This window comes from Streptococcus infantis (genome assembly GCF_047464215.1).
GTDB lineage: Bacteria > Bacillota > Bacilli > Lactobacillales > Streptococcaceae > Streptococcus > Streptococcus infantis_P.
On sequence record NZ_JASHCG010000006.1, the window covers coordinates 1 to 25,924 of the forward strand.

General features: G+C 39.1%; 31 protein-coding genes and 1 pseudogene. 10 read left to right on the top strand and 22 right to left on the bottom strand.

Annotated elements, in window-relative coordinates:
- Nucleotides 1–220 (bottom strand): annotated as a pseudogene (locus tag QM469_RS04755) (IS3 family transposase); the annotation flags it as partial.
- Between the two features lie 494 nt (nt 221–714).
- Here QM469_RS04755 and QM469_RS04760 point away from each other — a divergent pair.
- Both QM469_RS04760 and QM469_RS04765 read left to right on the top strand, forming a co-directional pair.
- Entirely contained in the window at nt 715–1,137 is a 423-nt protein-coding gene (locus QM469_RS04760; RefSeq protein ID WP_000804885.1) for a sigma-70 family RNA polymerase sigma factor, read from the top strand.
- Nucleotides 1,134–1,364: a helix-turn-helix domain-containing protein gene (locus tag QM469_RS04765; protein WP_000857133.1), complete on the top strand. Its 231-nt coding sequence runs from the start codon at nt 1,134–1,136 to the stop codon at nt 1,362–1,364. The genes QM469_RS04760 and QM469_RS04765 overlap by 4 nt, the downstream gene beginning before the upstream one ends.
- A 225-nt stretch (nt 1,365–1,589) precedes the next feature.
- On the opposite strand, the gene QM469_RS04770 is transcribed toward QM469_RS04765, so the two are convergent.
- Complete coding sequence (locus tag QM469_RS04770) at nt 1,590–1,841, bottom strand: hypothetical protein (RefSeq protein ID WP_001845478.1); 252 nt, start codon at nt 1,839–1,841, stop codon at nt 1,590–1,592.
- Here QM469_RS04770 and QM469_RS04775 point away from each other — a divergent pair.
- Complete coding sequence (locus QM469_RS04775) at nt 1,825–2,028, top strand: excisionase (RefSeq protein WP_000814511.1); 204 nt, start codon at nt 1,825–1,827, stop codon at nt 2,026–2,028. The two genes, QM469_RS04770 and QM469_RS04775, sit on opposite strands and share 17 nt — an antisense overlap.
- A gap of 81 nt (nt 2,029–2,109) precedes the next feature.
- Complete coding sequence (locus tag QM469_RS04780; RefSeq protein WP_001291561.1) at nt 2,110–3,327, top strand: tyrosine-type recombinase/integrase; 1,218 nt, start codon at nt 2,110–2,112, stop codon at nt 3,325–3,327.
- 270 nt (nt 3,328–3,597) lie between these two features.
- Here the strand turns inward: QM469_RS04780 and QM469_RS04785 are convergent, their stop codons facing one another.
- The 6 genes from QM469_RS04785 to QM469_RS04810 all read right to left on the bottom strand — a co-directional run bounded on the left by QM469_RS04785 (nt 3,598) and on the right by QM469_RS04810 (nt 10,842).
- On the bottom strand, nt 3,598–4,416 hold the full coding sequence (locus tag QM469_RS04785; RefSeq protein ID WP_248035507.1) for an EbhA: 819 nt from the start codon (nt 4,414–4,416) through the stop codon (nt 3,598–3,600).
- Nucleotides 4,417–4,549: 133 nt separating this feature from the next.
- Nucleotides 4,550–5,476, bottom strand: a complete 927-nt coding sequence (locus QM469_RS04790) for an aldo/keto reductase (RefSeq protein ID WP_414276190.1) — start codon at nt 5,474–5,476, stop codon at nt 4,550–4,552.
- Nucleotides 5,477–5,576: 100 nt separating this feature from the next.
- The gene (gene metG, locus QM469_RS04795) at nt 5,577–7,574 is read right to left on the bottom strand and encodes a methionine--tRNA ligase (RefSeq protein ID WP_414276189.1); all 1,998 of its coding nucleotides are present in this window, start codon (nt 7,572–7,574) and stop codon (nt 5,577–5,579) included.
- 134 nt (nt 7,575–7,708) lie between these two features.
- Entirely contained in the window at nt 7,709–8,968 is a 1,260-nt protein-coding gene (locus QM469_RS04800; protein ID WP_414276188.1) for an ABC transporter permease, read from the bottom strand.
- Between the two features lies 1 nt (nt 8,969).
- Nucleotides 8,970–9,671: an ABC transporter ATP-binding protein gene (locus tag QM469_RS04805; protein ID WP_045763774.1), complete on the bottom strand. Its 702-nt coding sequence runs from the start codon at nt 9,669–9,671 to the stop codon at nt 8,970–8,972.
- A complete protein-coding gene (locus tag QM469_RS04810) occupies nt 9,655–10,842 on the bottom strand; it encodes an efflux RND transporter periplasmic adaptor subunit (protein WP_414276187.1) in 1,188 nt (395 codons plus the stop codon). The genes QM469_RS04805 and QM469_RS04810 overlap by 17 nt, the downstream gene beginning before the upstream one ends.
- A 241-nt stretch (nt 10,843–11,083) precedes the next feature.
- Between QM469_RS04810 and gor the strand changes: the two genes are divergently transcribed.
- Both gor and QM469_RS04820 read left to right on the top strand, forming a co-directional pair.
- A complete protein-coding gene (gene gor, locus QM469_RS04815) occupies nt 11,084–12,430 on the top strand; it encodes a glutathione-disulfide reductase (protein ID WP_414276186.1) in 1,347 nt (448 codons plus the stop codon).
- A 335-nt stretch (nt 12,431–12,765) separates the two neighbouring features.
- Entirely contained in the window at nt 12,766–13,305 is a 540-nt protein-coding gene (locus QM469_RS04820; RefSeq protein ID WP_414276185.1) for a biotin transporter BioY, read from the top strand.
- Between the two features lie 57 nt (nt 13,306–13,362).
- Here QM469_RS04820 and QM469_RS04825 read toward each other — a convergent pair whose 3' ends face one another.
- The gene (locus QM469_RS04825; protein WP_311522650.1) at nt 13,363–13,578 is read right to left on the bottom strand and encodes a YdbC family protein; all 216 of its coding nucleotides are present in this window, start codon (nt 13,576–13,578) and stop codon (nt 13,363–13,365) included.
- Nucleotides 13,579–13,676: 98 nt separating this feature from the next.
- On the opposite strand from QM469_RS04825, the gene QM469_RS04830 reads away from it, so the two are divergent.
- Complete coding sequence (locus QM469_RS04830) at nt 13,677–13,997, top strand: hypothetical protein (protein WP_414276184.1); 321 nt, start codon at nt 13,677–13,679, stop codon at nt 13,995–13,997.
- A gap of 30 nt (nt 13,998–14,027) precedes the next feature.
- Here QM469_RS04830 and QM469_RS04835 read toward each other — a convergent pair whose 3' ends face one another.
- The 8 genes from QM469_RS04835 to rpsP all read right to left on the bottom strand — a co-directional run bounded on the left by QM469_RS04835 (nt 14,028) and on the right by rpsP (nt 18,840).
- Entirely contained in the window at nt 14,028–14,366 is a 339-nt protein-coding gene (locus tag QM469_RS04835; protein WP_001196044.1) for an ATP cone domain-containing protein, read from the bottom strand.
- Between the two features lie 12 nt (nt 14,367–14,378).
- Nucleotides 14,379–15,098 (bottom strand): tRNA (guanosine(37)-N1)-methyltransferase TrmD, encoded by a 720-nt coding sequence (gene trmD, locus QM469_RS04840; protein ID WP_049502991.1) that lies wholly within the window; start codon nt 15,096–15,098, stop codon nt 14,379–14,381.
- Nucleotides 15,088–15,606 (bottom strand): ribosome maturation factor RimM, encoded by a 519-nt coding sequence (gene rimM, locus QM469_RS04845; protein WP_414276183.1) that lies wholly within the window; start codon nt 15,604–15,606, stop codon nt 15,088–15,090. Before rimM ends, trmD begins: the two co-directional genes overlap by 11 nt.
- A 74-nt stretch (nt 15,607–15,680) precedes the next feature.
- Nucleotides 15,681–16,538 carry an alpha/beta fold hydrolase gene (locus QM469_RS04850; protein ID WP_414276182.1) on the bottom strand — a complete coding sequence of 286 codons (858 nt, stop codon included), beginning with the start codon at nt 16,536–16,538 and terminating at the stop codon, nt 15,681–15,683.
- Nucleotides 16,539–16,687: 149 nt separating this feature from the next.
- Nucleotides 16,688–17,590, bottom strand: coding sequence for a DMT family transporter (locus QM469_RS04855; RefSeq protein ID WP_414276181.1), 903 nt, complete (start codon nt 17,588–17,590; stop codon nt 16,688–16,690).
- A gap of 348 nt (nt 17,591–17,938) precedes the next feature.
- The gene (locus tag QM469_RS04860) at nt 17,939–18,265 is read right to left on the bottom strand and encodes a MazG nucleotide pyrophosphohydrolase domain-containing protein (RefSeq protein ID WP_414276180.1); all 327 of its coding nucleotides are present in this window, start codon (nt 18,263–18,265) and stop codon (nt 17,939–17,941) included.
- A gap of 43 nt (nt 18,266–18,308) precedes the next feature.
- A complete protein-coding gene (gene kphA, locus QM469_RS04865) occupies nt 18,309–18,548 on the bottom strand; it encodes an RNA-binding protein KphA (RefSeq protein ID WP_000379617.1) in 240 nt (79 codons plus the stop codon).
- Nucleotides 18,549–18,567: 19 nt separating this feature from the next.
- Complete coding sequence (gene rpsP / locus QM469_RS04870) at nt 18,568–18,840, bottom strand: 30S ribosomal protein S16 (protein WP_414276179.1); 273 nt, start codon at nt 18,838–18,840, stop codon at nt 18,568–18,570.
- Between the two features lie 179 nt (nt 18,841–19,019).
- Here rpsP and QM469_RS04875 point away from each other — a divergent pair, with 179 nt between their 5' ends.
- From QM469_RS04875 to QM469_RS04885, 3 genes are all read left to right on the top strand, one after another.
- The gene (locus QM469_RS04875; RefSeq protein WP_414276178.1) at nt 19,020–19,550 is read left to right on the top strand and encodes a hypothetical protein; all 531 of its coding nucleotides are present in this window, start codon (nt 19,020–19,022) and stop codon (nt 19,548–19,550) included.
- Between the two features lie 402 nt (nt 19,551–19,952).
- Nucleotides 19,953–20,168, top strand: a complete 216-nt coding sequence (locus tag QM469_RS04880; protein ID WP_153224843.1) for a hypothetical protein — start codon at nt 19,953–19,955, stop codon at nt 20,166–20,168.
- Nucleotides 20,169–20,249: 81 nt separating this feature from the next.
- The gene (locus tag QM469_RS04885) at nt 20,250–21,053 is read left to right on the top strand and encodes a peptidylprolyl isomerase (RefSeq protein ID WP_153224792.1); all 804 of its coding nucleotides are present in this window, start codon (nt 20,250–20,252) and stop codon (nt 21,051–21,053) included.
- Between the two features lie 54 nt (nt 21,054–21,107).
- Here QM469_RS04885 and abc-f read toward each other — a convergent pair whose 3' ends face one another.
- From abc-f to gla, 5 genes are all read right to left on the bottom strand, one after another.
- Entirely contained in the window at nt 21,108–22,649 is a 1,542-nt protein-coding gene (abc-f, locus tag QM469_RS04890; RefSeq protein ID WP_049549120.1) for a ribosomal protection-like ABC-F family protein, read from the bottom strand.
- Nucleotides 22,630–23,124 carry a VanZ family protein gene (locus QM469_RS04895; protein ID WP_414276177.1) on the bottom strand — a complete coding sequence of 165 codons (495 nt, stop codon included), beginning with the start codon at nt 23,122–23,124 and terminating at the stop codon, nt 22,630–22,632. The genes abc-f and QM469_RS04895 overlap by 20 nt, the downstream gene beginning before the upstream one ends.
- Nucleotide 23,125: 1 nt before the next feature.
- Nucleotides 23,126–24,211, bottom strand: a complete 1,086-nt coding sequence (rlmN, locus tag QM469_RS04900) for a 23S rRNA (adenine(2503)-C(2))-methyltransferase RlmN (protein WP_045763788.1) — start codon at nt 24,209–24,211, stop codon at nt 23,126–23,128.
- 16 nt (nt 24,212–24,227) lie between these two features.
- Nucleotides 24,228–24,761: a YutD-like domain-containing protein gene (locus tag QM469_RS04905; protein ID WP_414273312.1), complete on the bottom strand. Its 534-nt coding sequence runs from the start codon at nt 24,759–24,761 to the stop codon at nt 24,228–24,230.
- Between the two features lie 164 nt (nt 24,762–24,925).
- Nucleotides 24,926–25,795 (bottom strand): aquaglyceroporin Gla, encoded by an 870-nt coding sequence (gene gla / locus QM469_RS04910; protein WP_316108177.1) that lies wholly within the window; start codon nt 25,793–25,795, stop codon nt 24,926–24,928.
- Nucleotides 25,796–25,924: the final 129 nt, after the last annotated feature.

Sequence of the window (25,924 nt, forward strand, 5' to 3'; positions counted from 1 at the left end):
CTTCATGTAAGACTTTATTAATCATTTCTTGTTTTAAATCAGGAGAATAGTAACGATTTTTTCCTTTTTTGACGAACTCTATTCCGTAACGATCAATCAATTTAATCATGTACCTAATATTAGAATTGTTTATCCCAAATATATTTGAAAGCTTCTCTAAGCTATATCCTTGTTTTCTAAGTTCATAGATTTGAACTTTATCATCATAAGTTAATTTCATAACAAAACACCCCAAAAGTTAGATTTTTTCTGTCTAACTTTTGGGGTGCAGTTCAATATGGTTTATAGGTTTATATTTAATAAAAAGCACTACTAAACGCCAATAAAAAAAACCGTTATATGGTAGTGCTATTTACGCTGTTAAAATATTGTATATTACTTCCAAATGGCGGTTTGTTGGAGGTCAACGTCGCCATGAAGTACATCATATACAATAAATTTCCTTACATTGGGTTCTTGTCAAAAAAAGTCGTCTATCTGCAATAGATAAGTACGTCCACCAATGTGGTTTTATAAATCATATAGATAGAATAACAGAAGCATGTAAACAGAGAAATAAATCTGTTTATATGCTTTTTTGGCTATTCAGAACTTTTTTACAAAGTTTATTTATCAGTAATGCAACAAATCCCCCTTTCACATTGGGACTAAGAGTGAAAGGAGATAAACGAGCAAGGCTCACTTCCTTTCCTAGACAGAAAGGGGGTGAGAAACATGAAACCATCTTCTTTTCAGACCACAATAGAAAATCAGTTTGACTATATCTGTAAACGTGCTATGGAAGACGAGCGAAAGAATTATATGCTTTATCTTTCAAGGATTGCAAAGCGTGAGGTGTCCTTTTCGGATGTTGGCGATTATCTTGTTAGCCAGTTTGCGACAACAGATAACTATTCAACTGACTTTCAGATTTTTACACTCAATGGGTTATCAGTAGGCGTTGAAAATGATTTGTTGAGTGAAGCATTACGTGAGTTGCCAGACAAGAAACGTGAAATTCTACTGCTGTTTTACTTTATGGACATGAGCGATTCAGAAATTGCAGACCTGTTGAAATTGAACCGTTCTACTGTCTATCGGCATAGAACCAGTGGACTAGCCTTAATTAAAAAGTTTATGGAGGAATTTGAAGAATGAAAACACAATATCCTATGATTCCCTTTCCTCTCATTGTAAAGGCAACAGATGGCGATACCGAAGCGATTAACCAGATTCTACATCATTACAGAGGGTACATAACGAAGCGTTCCCTACGACTTATGAAAGATGAATATGGCAATCAAAGTATGGTCGTTGATGAAGTCTTACGTGGAAGAATGGAAACCAGACTGATTACAAAGATTTTGTCATTTGAAATTAAGTAATATCCTCTCTCCTTTCGTGGAAGCGTGCTAAACCATTCCACGCTTCCCGAACAGGGAGGTTTGTTATTCCACCAAAGCATATTGAGCTTTCAATGTGTTTTGATAGGCTAACGAGCCATTGTTCTTTGAAAACTGAATAAAAGTAATCGAATACGTTTCGATAAGAAAAGAGCCAACGGAACTAACCGCCATGACCTATCTTATAAAGATAGCGAGCGATTCATGTTAGTGATCCGAGAAGCAATCTTTAGCAGGATTGCCTGCAACGACATTCTTATCGTGATAATGATACTCCCATACAGTCAATAGTCCGAGCGTGATAAAACCGTCGCAGGCAATGAGTATGGCTACATGAGAACCATGCAGGGGTGGAACTCCCGTGAGCTTTGCTAAAGCTGTTCGATTGCTGGTAAAACAACTTTTATGAAATCCAAATAAGTGATTTGGAAAGGAGGATTTTATGAAGCAGACTGACATTCCTATTTGGGAACGTTATACCCTAACCATTGAAGAAGCGTCAAAATATTTTCGTATTGGCGAAAACAAGCTACGACGCTTGGCAGAGGAAAATAAAAATGCAAATTGGCTGATTATGAATGGCAATCGTATTCAGATTAAACGAAAACAATTTGAAAAAATTATAGATACATTGGACGCAATCTAGCGTCGCCAAAGGGTCTTGTATATGATAAAATAGTATTAAGTCGTATCAAGGCTCTTTCCATAAAGGAAAGGAGCAAATGCCATGTCAGAAAAAAGACGTGACAATAAAGGTCGAATCTTAAAGACTGGAGAGAGCCAACGAAAAGACGGAAGATACTTATACAAATATATAGATTCATTTGGAGAACCGCAATTTGTTTACTCGTGGAAACTTGTGGCTACAGACCGAGTACCAGCAGGAAAGCGTGATTGTATCTCACTTAGAGAGAAAATCGCAGAGTTACAGAAAGACATTCATGATGGTATTGATGTTGTAGGAAAGAAAATGACACTCTGCCAGCTTTACGCAAAACAGAACGCTCAAAGACCAAAGGTTAGAAAAAACACTGAAACTGGACGCAAATATCTTATGGATATTTTGAAGAAAGACAAGTTAGGTGTAAGAAGTATTGACAGTATTAAGCCATCAGACGCTAAAGAATGGGCTATTAGAATGAGTGAAAATGGTTATGCTTATCAAACCATCAATAACTACAAACGTTCTTTAAAGGCTTCATTCTATATTGCTATACAAGATGATTGTGTTCGGAAGAATCCATTTGACTTTCAACTGAAAGCAGTTCTTGATGATGATACTGTCCCTAAGACCGTACTAACAGAAGAACAGGAAGAAAAACTGTTAGCCTTTGCAAAAGCTGATAAAACCTACAGCAAAAATTATGATGAAATTCTGATACTCTTAAAAACAGGTCTTCGTATTTCAGAGTTTGGTGGTTTGACACTTCCAGATTTAGATTTTGAGAATCGTCTTGTCAATATAGACCATCAGCTATTGAGAGATACTGAAATTGGGTACTACATTGAAACACCAAAGACCAAAAGTGGCGAACGTCAAGTTCCTATGGTTGAAGAAGCCTATCAAGCATTTAAGCGAGTGTTAGCGAATCGAAAGAATGATAAGCGTGTTGAGATTGATGGATATAGTGATTTCCTCTTTCTTAATAGAAAGAACTATCCAAAAGTGGCAAGTGATTACAACGGCATGATGAAAGGTCTTGTTAAGAAATACAATAAGTATAACGAGGATAAATTGCCACACATCACTCCACATAGTTTGCGACATACATTCTGTACCAACTATGCAAATGCAGGAATGAATCCAAAGGCATTACAGTACATTATGGGACATGCTAATATAGCCATGACGCTGAACTATTACGCACATGCAACATTCGATTCTGCAATGGCAGAAATGAAACGCTTGAATAAAGAGAAGCAACAGGAGCGTCTTGTTGCTTAGTAGTACAAATGAATTTACTACTTATTTACCACTTCTGACAGCTAAGACATGAGGAAATATGCAAAGAAACGTGAAGTATCTTCCTACAGTAAAAATACTCGAAAGCACATAGAATAAGGCTTTACGAGCATTTAAGAAAATATAAAAAGATAATTAGAAATTTATACTTTGTTTTAAACAAAAAGAGCGAAATAGAATCTCGCTCTTGAATAAAAGTTAATGTAAAAATAGAAAAGCTTAAATCATATTTTAAAAATTTAATTCTTTTGATTATTTTATTTCTATAAATTTCTGATATATTTTCTTAGTTAATTCTTCTTGCTGGCTTGCTGTTAGTCGTGAAGAGGTACGAATCAGAACTGTACCATATACATAATGAGAACCAGGTTGAAGAGAGGTTCCATCATATGTACTAATATATTTATTACGCTGTTCTGCTTCCTCTTTTGTTTTATATACCTCTATATTTCCGCCTGCATCATTTCCTTTTTGAATAATATCAGAACCCTCCACCGGAGGAGTTACTTGATTATCTACAAAATAAACAGACGCCGTATAACCACCTTGTTTATTTAGATGCTTATTAGGATCATTACTTTCTGTCACAGATTGTACTCCAGTAATTGTATCAACTTCTTTAAGTCTTTCCTCAATAAATGTACTAGATGGATTCGTAATTTGTTTTAATTGAGTGACGCTATTTTTGTATTTTTCAAGTTTATTCTTTAATTCATTTTGATTTTCTTCATAACTTATTGGTTGATTCATTTCATTAATTTGATTTTCAATATCTTTTGTTTTTTTCTCCATTTCTGGTACTTTTCTTATTGATTTTTGAGTTTTTTCTACAGAATTCTTTAAGTCATCTAAAGTATTTGATTCTAATGCTTCTTCGCCTTTTTCAACTACCGTTTCGGCCTCAGATACTAAGTCTTCAATATCCTTATTTTTTTCTTTTAGAGATACCGAAGCTTTTTCAAAATTACTGACAGCAGTTTTATAAGGTACATAAGATAAAAAGTAATAACCTAAACCAACACCTAGTATCGCAAATATCATAATTGATATGACTACTACAATTTTTTTCATATTTACTTCCTTTTCAAAAAAATATTTATTTTATTATACTATTATTAGTTTGTATTTTCAAACAATTATATAAATTTTTTTTAACAAAAAGAGCGAGATAAAATCTCGCTCTTGAATGGATTTCGTTTTAATTCTAAGGCAAATCATTTCCTGCTGCTAGGTAAATCTCATACCATTCTTTTCGAGTCAAACTAAAGTTACTTGCTTGGCTTGCTTCTAGCAAATGTTTTGGATTTGTTGTCCCTACTACAGCTTGCATCTTGGCTGGATAGCGTAACACCCAAGCGATAGCAATGGCTGATGGGCTTACACCGTATTTTAAGGCTAGTCGATTTAGAACTTCATTTAGATCATGAAATTGCTCTTTTCCAACAAAATTACCCTTAAAATAGCCAAACTGCAAGACTGACCAAGCCTGAATGACCATATCATTCAGTTTGCAGTATTCAAAGACGCTACCATCACGCACAGCTGCCTTGTCACCTTCCATATTGACATGGAAACCTGATTCAAATCCTGGCGTGAAAGCTGCGCTTAGCTGTAATTGATTGATAGATAAAAGTTGTTTGACCTCTTTCTTCAGTAATTCCATCATCATAGGATTTTGATTGGACATACCGAAGTCTCGAACTTTACCTGATTTGTGTAGAATTTCAAAGGCTTTAGCCACTTGATCAGCTTCCATCAAAGCATCTGGACGATGGAGAAGCAAGCTATCTAGATAATCAACCTGCAATCGTTTTAGAATCCCATCAACTGACTCTAAAATATAATCTTTAGAAAAATCAAAATAGGTAAATTCTTCTATGCGAATGCCACACTTGGACTGGATCCACATCTTTTCTCGTAGGTCAGGACGATTGTTCAACACTTGACCTAGTAATTCTTCACATCGACCTCCACCGTAGATATCTGCCAAATCAAAGGCATTGATTCCGACAGATAGGGCTGTTTCAACCAGCTCCTCCACTTCTTTAACCGATTTGTCACTGATTCGCATCATACCTAGGACGATTTCGGACAATTCTCTTTTCTCTTGACCAAATGTGATGTATTTCATGGCAACTTCCTCCGTTTTTCTTCATTATAAAGCAGAATGACACTTTTATCAACTGCTATCTCACAAAAGAAAAGAACCAGCTCAAACTGGTTCTTTAATCTTACCCAATCACACTTCCGTTTGGTACAGTTGGATCAACTGTGAGAAGGGTTAATTTGCCATCATGTTCAGCTGAGAGGATCATACCTTGGCTGACATATTTTTTCATCATTTTACGTGGTTTAAGGTTGGCAACGATTTGTACTTTCTTACCAACCAATTCTTGTTCGTTTGGATAGAATTTTGCAATACCAGAAAGGATTTGACGGTCTTCACCATCACCAGCATCTAGGCGGAATTGAAGCAATTTATCAGAACCTTCCACTTTAGAAACTTCTTTGACTTCAGCAACACGGATTTCAACCTTATCGAAGTCTTCAAATTTGATTTCATCCTTGTTGAGTTTGAGTTCAACTTCATCTGGATTCCATTCTTTTTCGACGGCTGGCTTGTTACCTTCCATTTGTTCCTTGATATAGGCGATTTCTTCTTCCATATCCAGACGTGGGAAGATAGGTGTTCCTTTGGCAACTACAGTGACATTTTCAGGGAAATCAGATAAACTCAAATTTTCAAGGCTAGAAACTTCTGCTAGACCAAGTTGAGTCAAGACTGCACGACTGGTTTCCATCATAAATGGTTCAATCATGTAAGCTACGACACGAAGGCTGGCTGCCAAATGACTCATAACACTTGCCAATTGGTCACGATGAGCTTCATCCTTAGCCAGTACCCATGGAGCTGTCTCATCGATGTATTTGTTGGTACGTGAGATAAGAGTCCAGACTGCTTCAAGGGCACGTGGGTAGTCAACTGCTTCCATGTAGGTATGGTAGTCGGCGATTGATTGTTCTGCCACTTGAGCAAGAGCATTGTCAAAGTCTGTCGTACCCTCTACGTAAGCAGGGATTTGCCCATCAAAGTACTTGTTAATCATAGAAACCGTACGGTTGAGGAGGTTTCCGAGGTCATTTGCCAATTCATAGTTAATACGACCTACATAGTCCTCTGGAGTGAAGGTTCCGTCTGAACCAACTGGAAGGCTACGCATGAGGTAGTAACGAAGCGGATCGAGACCATAACGTTCTACTAGCATTTCAGGATATACGACATTCCCTTTAGACTTAGACATCTTGCCGTCTTTCATGACAAACCAACCATGGGCAATCAAACGGTCAGGCAATTTGATATCCAACATCATAAGAAGGATTGGCCAGTAGATTGAGTGGAAACGAAGAATATCCTTTCCTACCATATGGAAGACAGTTCCATTCCAGAATTTATCGTAGTTAGCATGATCCTCTTGACCATAACCAAGAGCTGTCGCATAATTGAGAAGGGCATCAATCCACACATAGACAACGTGTTTTGGATTTGATGGGACTGGTACACCCCAGGTAAAGGTTGTACGAGAAACCGCCAAGTCTTCCAATCCAGGCTCAATAAAGTTTTTCAACATTTCATTGAGACGTCCATCAGGAGTGATAAAATCAGGATGTGATTTGAAAAATTCAACTAAACGATCTTGGTATTTGCTGAGGCGAAGGAAGTAAGACTCTTCTGAAACCCATTCCACTTCGTGGCCTGATGGAGCGATACCACCAGTTACATTTCCAGCTTCATCACGGAAAACTTCCGCAAGTTGACTTTCTGTAAAGAATTCCTCATCTGAAACTGAATACCAACCAGAGTATTCACCCAAGTAAATATCATCTTGAGCAAGCAAGCGTTCAAAGACTTGTGCTACCACTTTTTCATGGTAGTCATCTGTGGTACGGATAAATTTATCGTATGAGATATCCAATAATTTCCAGAGTTCTTTAACTCCAACTGCCATCCCGTCAACATAGGCTTGTGGTGTGATGCCAGCTTCTTCTGCTTTTTGTTGAATCTTTTGACCATGCTCATCCAAACCTGTCAAATAAAAGACATCGTAGCCCATAAGGCGTTTGTAGCGAGCTAAGACATCACAAGCGATGGTAGTGTAGGCAGAACCGATATGAAGTTTACCAGATGGATAGTAAATCGGTGTTGTAATATAAAAATTCTTTTCAGACATAATATTTCCTTTCCAGGCTAATGAAACCTGTTTTTCTAACACTTCATTATATCATATTTTGATGATTTTCGATAAGGAAATCCATACAAAAACAAGACAGACAAATGTCCATCTTGTTTTTCCTGTTGATTATCTTATTCATAGCGAAGTGCTTCAATCGGATCAAGTTTAGAAGCTTTATTGGCTGGTAAAACACCAAATATCATACCGATACCAGCCGAGACCGCTAAACTAAAGAGAGCGATTGGGATGGATACGCCAACTTCGATTCCTGCAATCATGTTTTGAAGAAGAACACCTGCAAGAATAGTCACCCCTGCAGCCAGCACAAGACCGATGACCCCACCTAACAAAGTCAAAATCATAGATTCAATCAAAAATTGAACCAGAATATTCGCCCGTGTAGCTCCCAGTGCTTTGCGTAGACCAATCTCGCGAGTACGCTCTGTCACCGAAACAAGCATGATGTTCATAACACCAGTACCACCAACAAAAAGGGAAATCCCCGCAATGGCACTAATAATCGTTGTTATGAAGCCAAAGAGTTGTTGAACTTCTTGGAAGGCAGCAGACGCATCTGCAACTTGATATTCCCCTTGTTGAAGACCTGCAATCTCTGTCATTCTTCTTGCCAACTCTGGTCCTAAAGTCTGGGTTAAGCTAGTATCATTGACACGGAAGACAATATTTGAAATCTCATCTGTGTTAAAATTAGCTGCTAAGGAAATATTGGTCGTGATTGGTAATCCTCCTACTCCAAATGTTTTCGCAGCCTTAGCCTCTTTACTTGCATAAACACCAATAACACGGTAACTAATTTCGTTTACTTCCACAATCTGATTGAGTGCTTCCTGTGCAGAACCAAAAAGGCTATTGGCTAGTTCTTCATCTAGGATGATCACACTTGCGAAATCCTTATAATCTTGCGCTCTTAGACTGCGACCTGCAATGATTTTATTTTCAACCGCATCCATATAGGTGACATTCCCACCCGTCATGTTAGCGTGTTCCACCTTTTTATCCTTATAAGTCAAGGTCACATTGGCTGAGTTAGTCACATAGTAGCTATCCACTCCCTTGAGCTTAGCAGCTTCCTTGACCCATGCTTCTTGAGGTTTTGGTGGTTCAACAAAATCTTCTTCTCGACCACCAGACAAGGTCAATGCAGATTGTCTTTGTGTAAAGGATCCGTCCTTACTCTTGGTAGGTGAGAAAAAGACATGGATATCTTTCTGGGACTTGGTCATATTTTTATTGACCTGACGAGACATGGAATCACCTAAGGCCATAATCACGACAACGGAGGATACACCGATGATAATCCCGATCATGGTCAAGAAGGACCGCATCTTGTGGGCCATAATGGATGAAAAGGCAAATTTCAGATTCTGCATCTTAGTTTTCCTCCTTTTCTACGAGACCACTATCAGATGAAATGACGCCATCACGAATGACAATCTGACGCTTAGCGTAAGCGGCAATTTCAGGCTCATGCGTAACCATGATAATGGTTTTTCCTTCTTTGTTTAATTCAACCAAGAGTTGCATGATTTGATTCCCAGTTTTTGTATCAAGGGCTCCAGTAGGCTCATCTGCCAAGATAATCGAAGGATTGTTAACGAGTGCGCGCGCTATGGCAACTCTTTGCTTCTGACCACCTGACAACTCCGAAGGTAAATGATGGCTACGCTCGGTCAGTTCAACCTTTTCCAGATACTCTTCTGCTAATTTGCGACGTTTTGAAGCTGAAACTCCTGCATAAATCAAGGGCAATTCTACGTTTTGAAGAGCATTGAGCTTGGACAAGAGAAAGAATTGTTGAAAGACGAAGCCGATTTCCTGATTTCGAACCTTGGCTAATTGTTTTTCACCCAAACCAGCTACTTCTTTTCCATCTAGAAAATACTGACCACTTGTAGGGGTATCTAACATCCCAATGGTATTCATGAGGGTAGATTTCCCAGAACCAGATGGTCCCATGATTGCTACAAATTCTCCCTCATGAACTTCTAGGTTAATATTCTTGAGGACTAGTAGTTCTTGGTCACCATTACGATAGCTACGACAGATATTTTTGAGGCTAATTAGTTGCTTCATCAGTCTTCACCTCTTTTCCTTCTTGCAAGGAAGCCGTCGGATTACTGATGACTTTTGCTCCATCTGTCAGACCAGATGTGATTTCTTGATTTTCTGCATCTGCATTGCCCAATCCAACTTCAACTTTTTTGGCCTTTTGATTTTCATCAAGGATCCAAACATAGTTTTTATCTTCTTCCATGACTACGCTGGTGATCGGAACAATCAATGCTTTGCTAGTACTTTTCACTTCGACACTGACTGTAAAGCCCTGTTTCAAGTCACCGATTTCACTAGTTACATCGACTGTATATGGGTATTTAGAACCTGTGTTTGAAGCAGCTAAGCTACTACTTGCTTCACTGTTATTTTTTGGATAATTTGAAATATAGCTAATCTTACCATTCCAAGTTTTATCTGGGTAAACCTTGGAAGTGAAAGTGACTTCTTGGCCTACAGATAGATTGGCAAGGTTGTACTCAGAAAGTTCTCCCTTGACCTGCAAGTTATCGTTACTTACGATATGAACCAAAACTTGACTATTTCCTGTTGGAGATTTTGAAACGTTACGATTCACTTCAACAACTGTTCCCTCCACCGTACTCAATACTGTAGCAGCATTCAACTGGGCTTGAGCTTTTTCGAGTTGCGCTTCTGCATCTGCACGCACATCACGAGCATCGCTGATTTGAGAATCAATAGCAGCTGTGGCAGAACCGGATGACTGAGCTGGCGCTTGTCCAGTTGCTCCTTCTAGACCTGCTTGCGGAAGGTTAGGTGTTGCTGCGGCGGTATTTCGAGACTCATTCAGTTCATTGATATGACGGTCAGCTTTAGCAACAGCACGACTGGCAGCATCATAGGCAGCCTGGGCTTCTGTGCTACTATACTTAACGAGAGCCTGTCCTTCGCTGACCTGATCACCAACAGAAACCAAGACCTCATCCAAGTCACCCTTGCTTGCATCATAATAGATGTATTGTTCATTCTGAGCAGTTACTGTACCAGATAAAAGAACTGAAGATGCCACAGACCCCTCTTTGGCAAAGACAATCTTAGCAGTTTCATCTTTTGCTGCAGCTTGATTTGGTTGTCTCAATAGAAGAACAGCTGCTGCTCCCACTACAAGTACGGATGCAACTCCAATAGCAGTAAATAAAGGCCATTTCTTAGCTTTTGACTTTCTTTTCATAGCAATACCCCTTTTATAAATATATATGTTAAGATTATAGCACATATCCTAAAAATGGACAATTTATTTCTCATTATCCAAAAATATTTACTAAAATCTTTTATTGTTGTATTAGTTATATAATACACTTTCTTTTTTATTTTTGCAAGCATTTTCTTAAAATTTTTAAGCGTAGCAGATTTTTGCATTGACTCCCAAAAAAAGATAGAATATGACTAGAAAACAAGTAAAGGAGCTTTCTATGAGAGAATATGATATTATCGCCATCGGAGGAGGTAGCGGAGGTATTGCTACTATGAATCGTGCTGGTGAACACGGGGCAAAAGCTGCAGTCATTGAGGAAAAGAAATTAGGTGGAACTTGTGTAAATTTGGGCTGTGTTCCTAAGAAAATTATGTGGTACGGTGCTCAAATCGCAGAGAGTATCCACAAATATGGACCTGACTATGGTTTCACAAGTACTGGGAATGAATTTGATTATGCAAGGCTTCGTAAAAATCGTGAAGCCTATATTGATCGTGCTCGCTCTTCTTATGGTGGAAGCTTTAAGCGTAACGGAGTTGATTTGATTGAAGGACGCGCCGAGTTCGTTGATGCTCATACTGTTAGTGTCAATGGAGAGTTGATCCGTGCTAAGCACATCGTGATTGCAACTGGGGCACATCCTCGTATTCCTACCATTCCTGGTGCTGAACTAGGTGGTAGTTCTGATGATGTCTTTGCTTGGGAAAAGTTGCCAGATTCTGTAGCCATTCTGGGTGCTGGTTACATTGCTGTCGAATTAGCTGGCGTGCTCCATACCCTTGGTGTGCAGACAGATTTATTCGTCCGTCGCGAGCGTCCGCTCCGTGGATTTGATAGTTATATTGTTGAGAGTCTAGTTCAAGAAATGGAAAATACTGGATTACACCTCCACACCCATAAGGTTCCTGCTAAACTTGAAGAAACTGAACAAGGCATTACCATTCATTTCGAAGATGGGAGCACTCATACTACCAGTCAAGTTATATGGGCAACTGGTCGCCGTCCAAATGTTGAAGGGCTCCAGCTTGAGAAAGCAGGTGTTACCCTCAATGAACGTGGTTTCATTCAAGTTGACGAATACCAAAATACAGTCGTTGATGGTATCTATGCTCTAGGAGATGTCACGGGTGAGAAAGAACTAACTCCCGTCGCTATCAAGGCTGGTCGTACCCTATCCGAGAGACTTTTCAACGGTAAAACCAATGCTAAAATGGACTACACTACTATTCCAACTGTTGTCTTCTCACATCCAGCTATCGGAACTGTCGGTCTGACTGAGGAAGAAGCTATCAAAGAGTATGGACAAGAAAACATTAAAGTTTATACTTCAAAATTTGCTTCTATGTATTCAGCAGTCACTAGCCACCGTCAAGAAGCCCGCTTCAAGCTCATTACAGCTGGTGAGAACGAAAAGGTAGTTGGCCTTCATGGTATCGGCTACGGCGTCGACGAAATGATTCAAGGTTTTGCAGTTGCTATCAAGATGGGAGCTACAAAAGCTGATTTTGATGCGACGGTCGCTATCCATCCTACAGGTTCAGAAGAATTTGTGACCATGCGTTAATACAAAAAAGACCATCTTGGTCACTCAGATTGAAGAAAAAGCCTATTTAGGACCATTTTCTTCAATCTTTTTCTTTTATTAGAGCAAATTATAAAACACTTAAAAATAGCATCCCATCAGGATTCCTAAGTGTTTGCACTATATGATAGCCAACTTCCATAAGGCTCATCTTTTTATTACTGATAAGATTTACCTGTGTTTTGAAAAATCTCTTGTCCTCCGGCTCTCTCTAAATCGGCCATTACAGATTTGTAACCTTTATTTTTAAAACAGGTTGACAATCATCCCCCTTCCAGTATAATAGTTACTATAAATTAAAAAAGAGGTTAACTATTATGAAAAAAGCACATATTTACGCTATTCCTGCTATTGGAGCTGCTCTGATTGCAGTATTAGCCCAAATCAGTGTCCCAATTGGACCTGTTCCGTTTACTCTACAAAACTTTGCTATCGGACTCATTGCTACTGTTTTTAGACCAAGGGAAGCTGTTCTCTCTGTTGGAATCTATCTTTTACTGGGTGTCATTGGTCTTCCTGTCTTTGCTAGCGGCAGAGCTGGTTTCCACGTTTTAATTGGGCCAAGTGCTGGTTATCTATGGTTTGACCTAGTCTATGCTGGGCTTGCTTCCTATCTGACTCATACGAATAGCAGTGTTGTACGTATTTTCCTAGCCAATCTCTTAGGGGATTCCCTTGTCTTTGTCGGTGGTATCCTCAGCCTCCACTTCCTCGCTGGTATGCCTTTTGATAAGGCACTGGCTGTCGGTGTCATTCCCTTTATCATTCCTGATCTTGCAAAAATTATTGCCATTAGTTTTATCGGACGACCACTCCTTCAACGTCTTAGTAATCAACCCTACTTTTCACATAAATAAAGAAAGGAGGTCGGGAATTTTCTCACAACCTCCTTTCGTCTGTTTTTATATGATTGCTTATTGATTTTTGAAGGCATCGACCATCACTTGAAACTCTTCGTTTGAAAGGGTGATTCCTTTCCCCATCTTAGTGTGGTCTGGACTCCAAGCACGAATGTCAAACTTTGCTGGTGCTCCGTTAAAGCTGACACGATTGATTTCCTTAGTCCAACCTTTTTCATTCTCTGAGAGCGTAAGTAAGTGTTCCTCGATTTCAAATGTAAATTCTGACATTGTATTCTCCTTTTGATTGTCTTCACTTGATTATTCGTAAAATCTTGTAGATTTTCTTAAAATTGTATATAATAATGTTAAAAAGAAGGGAGGCTCCGATGAAAGATTTATTTAAACACATTCAACAAAAGTTCCAAAGCTTTCTCGACGGGCGAGAAGAACTAGATCATTCCAAAGCCGACTCCCTGACAAGTGCCATTAAAGAGGCGCTCCTAAAAAAAACTGCTGTCCACATTATTTTTTCAGATACAAGTTTTACAGGGGATATCATCAAATATGATACGGACCGCCAGCAAATTATCGTAAAAAATTTTGCAAAAAATGTGACTCGCATTATTCGAATCCCAGATATTCAAAAAATAAGTTTTGTTCCCTTGACTGTCCAAACAGCCCAAAAAAATCGATTTAAGAAAGAGTGAGATGAGTTTTCTTCATCTCACTCTTTTCTATTAACGAATTTGTTCAAAATGAAGGTGAACAGCAATGTGTTCTCCGTAACCACTTCTCTCTAAATCACGTTGCAAACGGTAAGAGATATAGTGTTCAGCGATGGTAATGTAGCCTGCACCAAGCAAGCGATGCTCAACCATTGATTGAATCATACTGATAGTGGCACGCTCCACTTTTGCCTCTTCTAGATCCAAGACAACTTTCTTAGTTACCTGAGCTAGATTTTGACGTAAATCATCTGTCAAAACATAAACCGTTTGAGCAGCTTTGAGAATGGCTTGATAAATTTTATCTGGATCAAAGTCGGCAACTTGTCCATCACGTTTAATGACTTGCATAGGCTTCTCCTTTTAATTTGTATTTTCTTTAATGTCCGCTAACATTTTAGCTTCTTCTGCTGTTAATTCGTAATGTTCCAACAAATCTGGTCTACGCTCATAAGTTTTTTTGAGACTTTCATAGAGACGCCATTGACGAATCTTCTCATGGTGTCCACTCATAAGCACCTCTGGAACCACCATGCCTCGATAATCATAAGGACGTGTGTACTGAGGATATTCAAGGAGACCAGATGAAAAGCTATCATCTTGGTGACTGGTTTCCTTCCCAATTACTTCTGGTATCAAGCGAACCGTCGCATCAATCATGGTCATTGCTGCTAGTTCACCACCCGTCAGAACATAATCACCAAGAGAAATCTCATCTGTTACCAAGGTCTTAATGCGTTCATCATAGCCCTCGTAGTGACCACAGATAAAGATGAGTTCCTCTTCTTGTGCTAAATCTTCAGCATAAGCCTGGTCAAACTGCTTACCAGCAGGATCCAAAAGAATCACGCGCGGATTCTTCTTTTCAATAGCATCAAAGGCATCAAAGATTGGCTGCGCACGTAGCAACATGCCTTGACCACCACCGTAGGGTTCGTCATCGACATGACGAGCCTTTTCAGCATATTCACGAAAATTATGATACTGGATGTCAAGAAGTCCTTTTTCACGGGCCTTTCCAACGATGGAATGTTCTAGCGGTGAGAACATCTCTGGAAAGAGGGTTAAAATATCAATCTTCATCGTCTAACCCTTCTAAGAGTTCTACATCCACGCGCTTATTAGGAATATCAACATTGAGGACGACCGGTGGGATATATGGTAAAAGCAGATCACGTTTTCCCTTACGCTTAACTACCCAAACATCATTGGCCCCTGGTTGAAGAATTTCCTTAATGGTTCCAATCAAGTTATCACCCTCGTAAACCTCTAAGCCGATAATCTCGTGATAGTAAAATTCACCCTCATCCAGGTCATTAAGGTTTTCTTCCGCAACCTTCAAACTGTAGCCCTTGTATTTTTCGATATCATTGATGTGATACATATCCTTAAATTTGATGATATCAAAGTTTTTATGCTTACGGTGACTTGCGATAGTCACTGTTTGAACAAATTGATCCTTCTCATCAAATAAGGCAAGCTCTGCACCTTTTTTAAAGCGTTCTTCCGAAAAATCCGTCACAGATAAGACTCGCATCTCACCTTGTAAACCTTGCGTATTGACGATTTTTCCAACGTTAAAATAGTTCATTTGATCTCCTGTGTATGTTTCTCCCTATATTTTATCATGTTCCAGGGATTTTCACAAGTTGGATAAATATCATCTTACAGAGCTACTACTTCTTCAAAAAAATCACCAACTAGCTGATTAAACTCTTTAGGGTAATCATTCATCGGTTGGTGTTTACTATCTGAAATCGTTACTTGACGCGCATTGGGATTTAGAGCAATGATACCATCATAGATTATTTTTAGGTGTTTGGGAAAATCATTTTTTCCTCTTACTAATAGCATAGGAGGATTTCCTTGATAATCCTCTATCTCATGGACAGCTAAGAAACCTGTGATTCCAAGATTCAAGAAAACATCTCTCCCAGTTTCTATAATGGCCGTCTTGACTAATTCTCTTGTGATAGGATTATCACTACACATTTTTGAGTTCTTATCTGCAATCAACTTCCAAGGAATCGTTTTGTACATAAGAGAACTATATTTTATGCGATTTCTCTCTTTATCTGATAGGTATCGATGCTGTCCCCAACTATCTACCATGACCAAGGCTAGGACTCTTTCTGGATGGCGATAGGTGTACTCTTGAAGTGGATTCCCTCCCCAAGAATGACCAACCAATATCACCTTATCCAACTGGAAATAGGACAAAATAGCATCTACATCTTGAACAGCACCTTCTAAGTCGGGTAGGCCAACTTTCATAGGTGATTCACCCTGTCCTCTAACATTGACAAAGTAGAGGTCAAATCCTTCAAAGGCATCATACTGGTGGGCCCACATCTGACTACGTCCACAAGCTCCATGATAAAAAATAATGTGGCCTTTATTTGTGTTTCCAGGACGATGATAAACAACCAAATCACAATCTACGACTGGTATAATGTGACGTACCAAAGTCTCAGGTTTTCTGTTATAAAAAGCAATAGCTTCAGCTATATCATTTTGCTTCATTTCTAAACTCTCTCTTCTTTATCCTAGTATTATTCTTTTTATCTATTTTATCATGCTATATTAAAATCATCATTTTCTAAACTTAATTCCATTAAAAATTTTGAATTTTCTGTATCATTTAGATTAAGAAAAAGACTGCTAAGCAATCTTTACTTTTTTCTCATCAGATTCATGCCTAAAATTCCAGCAATAATCAGAGTGGCTCCTATCACATGGTAACTATAAATTGGTTCATAGAGGATAAGAGCTCCGCTTAGAATGGTCAAAACTGTTCCAAGATTGCCAAAGATACTGACGGTTGATGCTCCAAGTCGAACAATAGCATAGATAGAAAGACTACCAGTCACGATAGAGGCTAGTATTCCCAAATAGAGGATTGAAAGCAGATAAGGAAGCTGTCCGAGCGGTGCAACGTAGGCTAATATGTTGCCATCTAGATAGTGCGAGGTCAGACTCAGCGTATTAAAGGTGACGAAGCCAACACATATCACAACAGCTGTCATATCCATGGCCCGATAGCGACCTCCTTTAGCCTTGCTGAGAATATTGTTTATCGCATTTGCAAGAACGGATCCCAACATCAAGAGAAAGCCCAAGCTAGCAGTTTCCTTGCTAAAGTTGGCTCCTTTGCTAAGGAAGATGAAAACTACTCCTGCTACGGATAAAATTAAAAAGAACTTTTGCAGCAAACTTGTCTTTTCCTTGAGAAAGACCGATGCCAAAAGGAGAGTAAAAATCGGGACAAGCGCTTGTAAAATTCCAGCTTCAGAAGACGATATATACTGTAAAGCAAAGGATTGGAAAATAAAGAAGAGGAGTGGATAGAAAAGACTCATAGGCAGAATAGAAAGAATAGTTTTTCTACTTAAACTCACATTGATAAGTTTTGTTTGATGAAGGATGACCAATACCAGAGCAGCGATTGTATAGCGATGTGCCAAGTTTGTAAGAGGACTGGCATAGCCCAAAGCTATCTTAGTAAATAAAAAAGAAAAACCAATGATGGCTGAAAAGGATAAGGCCGCTAGGTATGCTTTTGTTTTCTCGTTCATAGATTGTTACTCCCTTTAAAAGTAGCCAGTCTCAAGATTGATTGACTAGAATTCTTTGAGACTGTCTTTCCATTTTAGCATAGTAAAATCCTAGATACTATTTCTAGGATTGATATTTTATGTCTACTATCCCTCTTTCAAGCTGATAAATTCTTTCTCATTAACTATAAAGGAGTCGGCTATTCTGATCTGCTTTTCTAGTTCTTGTCTCACAAGTTATAGCTTGTCTACCTCTTGGAGATTCCTTACTTTGATAATATAAACTACCAGTTTCATTGTTTTCTATTTACTAGCTAGACCAATATAGGTAAAATCTTCTTTATTAGTAAAAAATCATTTCTTATTCTCTTAGAAGTTCTCCAAAAAATTTTCCAAATCTCGTTCATGGTGATACTTGATGGCAGCTTTCTTATCTTTTTCAAAAATGGTCTTGGTTAGATCAATATGGTTGATGGCTGCGATTGCGACGGTGTAGTGAATAATATCAGCCAGTTCTTTTGCAAGTTCCTCGTTAGAATCCTGAACCCCTTCTTTTCGCCCAGAGCGTCCATTCAAAACCTCAGCGACTTCTCCAACTTCCTCCACTAGCTTGATAAAAAGACCTTCCTCAGTCCGAGATTGCTGGTAATGTTCTAGCAAATAGGCTTGTAGTTGTCTAACTGTTAAATCCTTCATATCCTACTCCTAGCAAAAAAGCGAGACTTCCGTCCCGCTTTTCTTATTTTTCGTCAATAACGATTCTTACTTTTTTGTCTTCAGTTGGGACAGAGTAGACAATCGTTCTTATCGCAGAGATAGTGCGACCCTTACGACCAATCACACGACCCACATCGCTTTGGTCAAGATCCAAATGATACTCCAAAAATTCTGGTGTATCTTCAATCTTGATAGTTAAGGCATCTGGTTGTGAAATCAAAGGTTTCACAATTGCAATAATGAGATTTTCAATCGTATCCATCTGTCAACCTACTTTAGAATTATTTAGAGAATTTAGAATCGTGGAATTTCTTCAATACGCCTTCTTTTGAAAGGATGTTGCGTACTGTATCTGAAGGTTGAGCTCCATCAGCCAACCATGCAAGAACGCGGTCTTCTTTCAAAGTTACTTGGTTTTCAACAACAAGTGGGTTGTAAGTTCCAACTGTTTCGATGAAACGTCCATCACGTGGTGAACGTGAATCTGCTACGTTAATACGGTAGAAAGGTTTTTTCTTAGAACCCATACGAGTCAAACGGATTTTTACTGCCATTTTTAATATCTCTTTTCTTTTATTTTTTTAGTTCGGTGAAATAGCTGAGCTATTTAGCACATGTTCTATTATAGCAGATTTCTAAGAGGTGTCAAGAAAAAAACTTGACAGACTTTAAAATTTTTAAATTTTTTAGAAATTTGTTAGACTAATAGAGATAAATTAGAAAGAGAAACTTTATGAATACTAGTCTAGAGAACATTTACAAAGACCATCAGGTTAAGCCTTATATCTCTCCTGATCGTGATATAGAGGCTTGGCTACAAAATCCCAAGCCTGTCCCAAAACGAAATATGGAATTATTAGAAGACAATCTCCTGGCAGGAGATATTATCCTTCTCTGGAGAATCAACTTTGGAACTTTCACCACTGAAACTTGGTTTCCAAAATATTTTGAGTATACTTATGGTATTGATGCCCCAAAACATTTAGAAACGCTTGTTGAAAAAGGCTATGCTCTTGTTGAAACTGCTTTTGATTCGCTGGATCATATCAATGCTACAATGAAAAAGAACATCCTTAAAAAGAAGGGTGTTACTGGACTCTCTAAGATGAAGGCTGCAGATCTGGACCAAGCCCTTCATGACCATTTTTCAGAAGAATTAGCTAGTCTCTTTTCGATTCGCGGTTATAAACTAACTCCAAAAGGAGAACAGGCTCTCAAGGACCATCAGGCAATCATTGACCGCCATCCAAAGAAGAATCTTTAATCAACCAAGTCAGGTTGATTTTTTTGAAAACAGTTTCTTAAAAAAATCTAATCAATTCACTTACGAGAAAAAAATTTTTATGATAGACTGATTTCTAATCAAAAAGAAACGGAGACTATAATGCCTAGAAATTTTAAAGAAGCTCTTTTATTTACAACACTAATGTGTTCCATGATGGTACTCGGTATGTCTATTTGGAACCTTTTTATTGTTGGTCAACTTTCACTACATCATTTATCCCTTGGCTACATTCCTGGTTTTGTCACAGCCTTTTTATTGGATGTCATCCTTGTTGGACCAATCGTTAAGTCAATTGCCTTTCGTATCCTCAAGGATCATCATAAACGCTGGCAGAAAATCATTACAATTTCTGGAGGAATGGCAGTTCTCATGGTCACTTTCATGTCCTTCTATGGACTTTTTTACAATGGCATTGCTATCACACCCAAGACCTATCTAAGTGCCTGGACTGTAAACTTTATTGCAGCTCTTCCTCTAAATTTCCTAATTGTTGGACCAATTGCCCGTTTTATACTAAGTTCTTTTCAGAAACCATTTACTGGGGAAAAAGAAGTTGAAGATTTTCAAGATGATGATGAAATCCCAACTATTATCTAAACTATTTCTGTAAACTACTAATATTTGAAATCCACTTTCAATTAGGGTACAATGGTAGAAATGATTTTTGAAAGGATTACCATGAAAAAAATAGCAACACTTCTATTAATCTCAACTTTTGCCCTTGCTGGATGTAGCAGTATCCAACGTAGTCTTCGAGGGGATGACTATGTAGATTCTAGCTTGGCTGCCGAAGAAAGTTCCAAAGCAGCTGCCCAATCTGCCAAGGATCTTAAAGACGCCTTGACAAATGAAAATGCCAATTTCCCACAACTATCTAAAGAAGTTGCTGAAGACGAGGCTGAAGTTATTCTCCATACAAGTCAAGGAGATATCCGCATCAAACTCTTTCCAAAGCTAACCCCTCTTGCGGTTGAAAATTTCCTAACTCATGCTAAGGAAGGCTACTACAATGGCGTTACCTTCCACCGAGTGATTGATGGCTTTATGGTTCAGACTGGTGATCCAAAAGGAGATGGTACAGGTGGTGAATCTATCTGGCACGATAAGGACAAAACAAAAGATCAAGGAACTGGTTTCAAGAGCGAAATCTCTCCATATCTCTATAATATCCGTGGTTCTCTCTCCATGGCTAATACTGGCCAACCAAATTCCAATGGTAGCCAGTTCTTCATCAACCAAAATACGACAGACATTTCTGCCAAACTGCCTACAAGTAGCTATCCAAAGAAAATTATCGAAGCCTATAAAGAAGGGGGCAACCCTAGTCTAGACGGAAAACACCCTGTCTTTGGTCAAGTGATCGACGGTATGGAAGTTGTTGACAAGATTGCCAAGGCTGAGAAAGACGAAAAAGACAAACCAACTACTGCTATCACTATCGACAGTATCGAAATTGTTAAGGACTACGATTTTAAATCTTAAAAACCAAAAAAATACAGTATCCAATCTTGGTACTGTATTTCTTTTACTCTCATTTTAAGTTAAGTTGTTAAAATCCCAGATTTGGTCCATCCAGCCTTCATAGAAGTCTGGTTCGTGGCAGACCATAAGGATAGAACCCTTATACTCTTTTAGAGCACGTTTGAGTTCATCCTTAGCATCCACATCCAAGTGGTTGGTTGGCTCGTCCAGCACCAAAACGTTGTTTTCACGATTCATCAAGAGACAGAAACGAACCTTAGCTTGTTCTCCACCTGATAGAACTTGAATCTGGCTTTCGATATGCTTGGTTGTCAAACCACAGCGGGCAAGGGCTGCACGGACTTCTGCTTGGTTGAGAGCTGGAAAGGCATTCCAAACTGCTTCTAAAGGTGTCTGACGATTGCCACCTTCCACTTCTTGTTCAAAGTAACCAAGTTCTAGATAGTCACCACGTTCAACTTCTCCAGCAATTGGGGGGATAATGCCCAAAAGAGACTTCAAGAGGGTTGTTTTACCGATACCATTGGCACCAATAATGGCGACCTTCTGATTGCGTTCAAAGGTAAGATTTAATGGTTTTGTAAGTGGGCGGTCGTAACCAATCTGCAAGTCCTTAGCTTGGAAGATAAAGCGTCCAGGTGTACGAGCTGGTTTAAAATCAAAGGAAGGCTTTGGTTTCTCGCTTTGGAGTTCGATGATATCCATCTTATCCAATTTCTTCTGGCGAGACATGGCCATGTTTCGTGTTGCAACACGCGCCTTATTACGGGCTACGAAATCCTTGAGATCCGCAATTTCTTTCTGTTGACGCTCATAGGCTGCTTCCAGCTGCGATTTCTTCATGGCATAGACTTCTTGGAACTGGTAGTAATCTCCAGAATAACGAGTCAACTGTTGATTTTCAACGTGATATACGATATTGATCACATCGTTGAGGAATGGAATATCGTGCGAAATAAGGACAAAGGCATTCTCATAATTCTGCAGATAACGCTTGAGCCAGTCAATATGCTCAGCATCCAAATAGTTAGTTGGCTCGTCAAGCAACAAGATATCTGGCTTTTCAAGAAGAAGTTTGGCCAAAAGCACCTTGGTTCTTTGTCCACCTGACAAGGCTGTTACGTCTGTATCCATACCATAATCCATGACACCAAGGGCACGCGCTACTTCGTCAATCTTAGCATCTAATGTATAGAAATCACGACTTTCCAAACGGTCTTGGAGTTCGCCAACTTCTTCCATCAATGCATCAATATCAGCTCCCTCTTCTGCCATTTCCATGTAGAGTTCATTGATACGTGCTTCGGCTTTGAATAATTCGTCAAAAGCTGTACGAAGAACATCACGCACAGTTTGGCCTTCTTTAAGCACCGCATGCTGATCTAGGTAGCCAGCTGTAACATATTTAGACCATTCCACCTTACCTTCATCAGGTAACATTTTACCAGTCACGATGCTCATAAAGGTTGATTTTCCTTCACCATTGGCACCAACTAAGCCGATATGTTCACCTTTGAGGAGACGGAAAGATACATCTTCAAAAATCGCACGGTCACCAAAACCGTGACTCAAATTTTTAACTTCTAAGATACTCATTTAAATTCCTTATCTTGTTTTTATGTAGTAATTTATAGAGGAGCCAAGCCAGGTAGCCACCTAGAGTATTGGTCCACAAATCATCAATCTCAAAGACCCGATTAAAGTCCAAGAAAAAGTCTAAAACTAGTTGCGTGCATTCAATTCCCAAGCTCAATAAAAAGCTAAACAAAATCACTTTCTTAGTATTTCTTAGACTAGGCATGAGAAAGAGAAGTTGGAAAATCAGCGGGAAAAGTAAAAGGATATTTAAGGCGTTTTGCAAAAATATCCAGAATAGCTGCAGAAGGCTAGTCACTTCACCCAGTCTCCAGAGGGAGTTAAAAGGCGTCAAAAGAAAAACCAGGCGTCCAAAAGTTTGAATACCTGGAGTTTCCACTCCTGTAGGAAGTTGAGGTTGGGGACTAAAACAAAAACAGACGATACAAAGACTGTATAAAAGCACTCCCAAGCTTAGTAATGTTTTTCGACTCATCTTATGGATTTACTTCCGCTACTGCTTTTTGGCGATCACGCTTCATGGTATTTGAACGCAATTGTCCACAAGCCGCATCGATATCTGTACCATGTTCCTGACGAACGACACAGTTGACACCTTTTTTCTTGAGTGTATCATAGAAAGCCATGACACGTTCTTTAGGGCTTCGGCTATACTGGTCATGTTCACTAACTGGGTTGTAAGGAATCAAATTGACATAAGACAATTTCTTGATATTCTTAAGCAATTCAGCCAACTCAAGCGCTTGTTCAACTCCATCGTTAACTTCATTGAGCATGATATACTCAAAAGTCACACGGCGATTGGTAGTTTCGATGTAGTACTCAATAGCTGCAAAGAGTTTTTCAATTGGAAAGGCACGGTTAATCTTCATGATGCTTGAACGAAGTTCATTGTTTGGTGCATGAAGAGAAACAGCAAGGTTGACCTGAACTCCTTCATTAGCAAATTCACGGATTTTGTGAGCCAAACCAGAAGTTGATACGGTGATATGGCGAGCACCGATAGCCATTCCCTTATCGTCGTTGATAGTACGGATAAAGTTCAAGACATTATTGTAGTTATCAAAAGGTTCTCCAATCCCCATTACAACGATATGACTAACACGTTCATCTTGTCCACGTTCGTCAAAATATTTTTGGACTAACATAATCTGCGCAACGATTTCACCGTTATTGAGGTCACGTTGCTTCTTGATCAAGCCTGATGCACAGAAGGTACAACCGATATTGCATCCTACCTGAGTCGTTACACAGACTGACAAACCGTAGTGTTGACGCATCAGCACTGTCTCAATCAACATCCCATCTGGCAACTCAAAGAGATACTTTACAGTACCATCAGCCGATTCTTGAACGATGCGTTGTTTCAAAGGGTTGACTACAAATTGGTCGTTGAGTTTGGCAATCAAATCCTTAGACAAGTTGGTCATTTCTTCGAATGACTGGACACGTTTACGGTAAAGCCACTCCCAGATTTGATCGGCACGGAATTTCTTTTCTCCCTGCTCCAAGACCCATTCTTGCATGCCTTGACGTGTTAAACTATAAATAGACGGTTTCATGTTTTCTCCTTATTCTCTAATCTTTCTGACGGATGACGAAATGACGTTGCCCCTTGTCTTCTTTCTGAGATTTCTGTTCTTTTGAACGGCGTCTATTTCTCTTGTCCGTATGATTTTTTTTCTTACTTTGGGAAGTTTTTTTCCCTTTGCGAGAATCCTTTTCTTCCTCTTTTTTGCGCATCTTTTGGTCAAACGGTGCTCGTTTAGGAACTTCATTTTCTAGAACAAAATAGGCACAACCATAGCTACAATACTCAAGTAGGTAATCTTGTAAACGACTGATTTTCTCAAGAGACTCTTCAGCTCGCTCATTCTTGTAGAAACCTCGTAAGCGCAGCTGCTCATTGCTCCAGTCTCCTACAATATAATCGAACTTACTTAAAACTTCAGAAAAGCGTTGAGTAAATGCCGTTGCATCAAAAGCATCCTTACTATTTTCAACCAAAGTAAAGGTAAACCCTTCAGCTTCGACTTTATCTCCAGATAGATGAAATTCAGGACCAGGGAATTTATTGTAATTATATAATTCGGGTGCAATCTCTTTACGCATAATATTCCTTTTTAACGTTTACTTAGTACTCTATTTTACCATATTTTCGCCACATTTTCACCTTTAGCATTAAAATGAAAAAAGTCTGACGATTTAAGAATCTCTATCTAAAAACTCGACTTTCATGGACAAGAAAAAAACTGGGTCTTCCCAGTTTTGAGTGATTATAGGTAAAGTAATTTGAAAAGCGCTACTGCTGCAATACCAGCTGCAATCGGTGCAACTACTGGTACCCAAGCATACCACCATTTTGAATCACCCTTGTGTTGACCAAGGATTGATTTTGGAAGGAAGGCATGAAGGAGACGTGGTCCAAAGTCACGAGCTGGGTTCAAACCAGGTCCAGTAGGTCCGCCAAGTGAAGTAACCAAGGCCATTACTAGGAAACCAAGTGCCAAGTGTGCAACAGAAAGTCCTGAAGCTGTATGAGGCGCTACTTGAGCTTTAATTGCCAAATCAGAGAAGTCAACATTTTGACCAGCTTGAGTTGCCATTTGTTTCATGTATTGTAGAACTTCAGCACCAAAGAAGTTTTTTGTCAAACCAAGTGCTGCAAAGAAAAGAACGAATGAACCAACGAACTCGTTGATAAAACCATTAACTGTTGCAGCGAAGCGTGATTCTTTTGTTCCGTGGTCGATACTTGAAATTGTTGAGAAAGTTCCCAAGATATTGTTTGCTTTTTCAGTTTGCAAGTAGTAAGGACGGTGAGTTGCAACAACCAAGGCTTGTCCGAAGATTGCTCCCAAGACTTGTGCAACGATGTATGGTGCTACTTGTGCCCAAGGGAAAAGTCCGCTAACTGCTAGACCAAGAGTGAAGGCTGGGTTGATGTGGTTACCAGAAACATTACCAAACATCAAGGCAGGGATCATAACCCCCATACCGTAACCAACAGCGATAACGAGCCAGCCACTTTGGTGACCTTTCGTACCTTTAAGTTCAACGTTGGCAACTGCACCATTTCCCAAGATAATCAAGATGGCTGTTCCCAAAAATTCAGTGGCATATTTGACTGCCCATGCGAAATCCATTGATAGATTCTCCTTAATATTTTTTAGACAATCCCTATTCTATCAATTTTTAAGCCTTTTAGCAACAGATTTTCTAAAAGAATCCTGCGGGAAAACGCTTTTATTTCAGCTCTTCAAAAAAGACCTAAC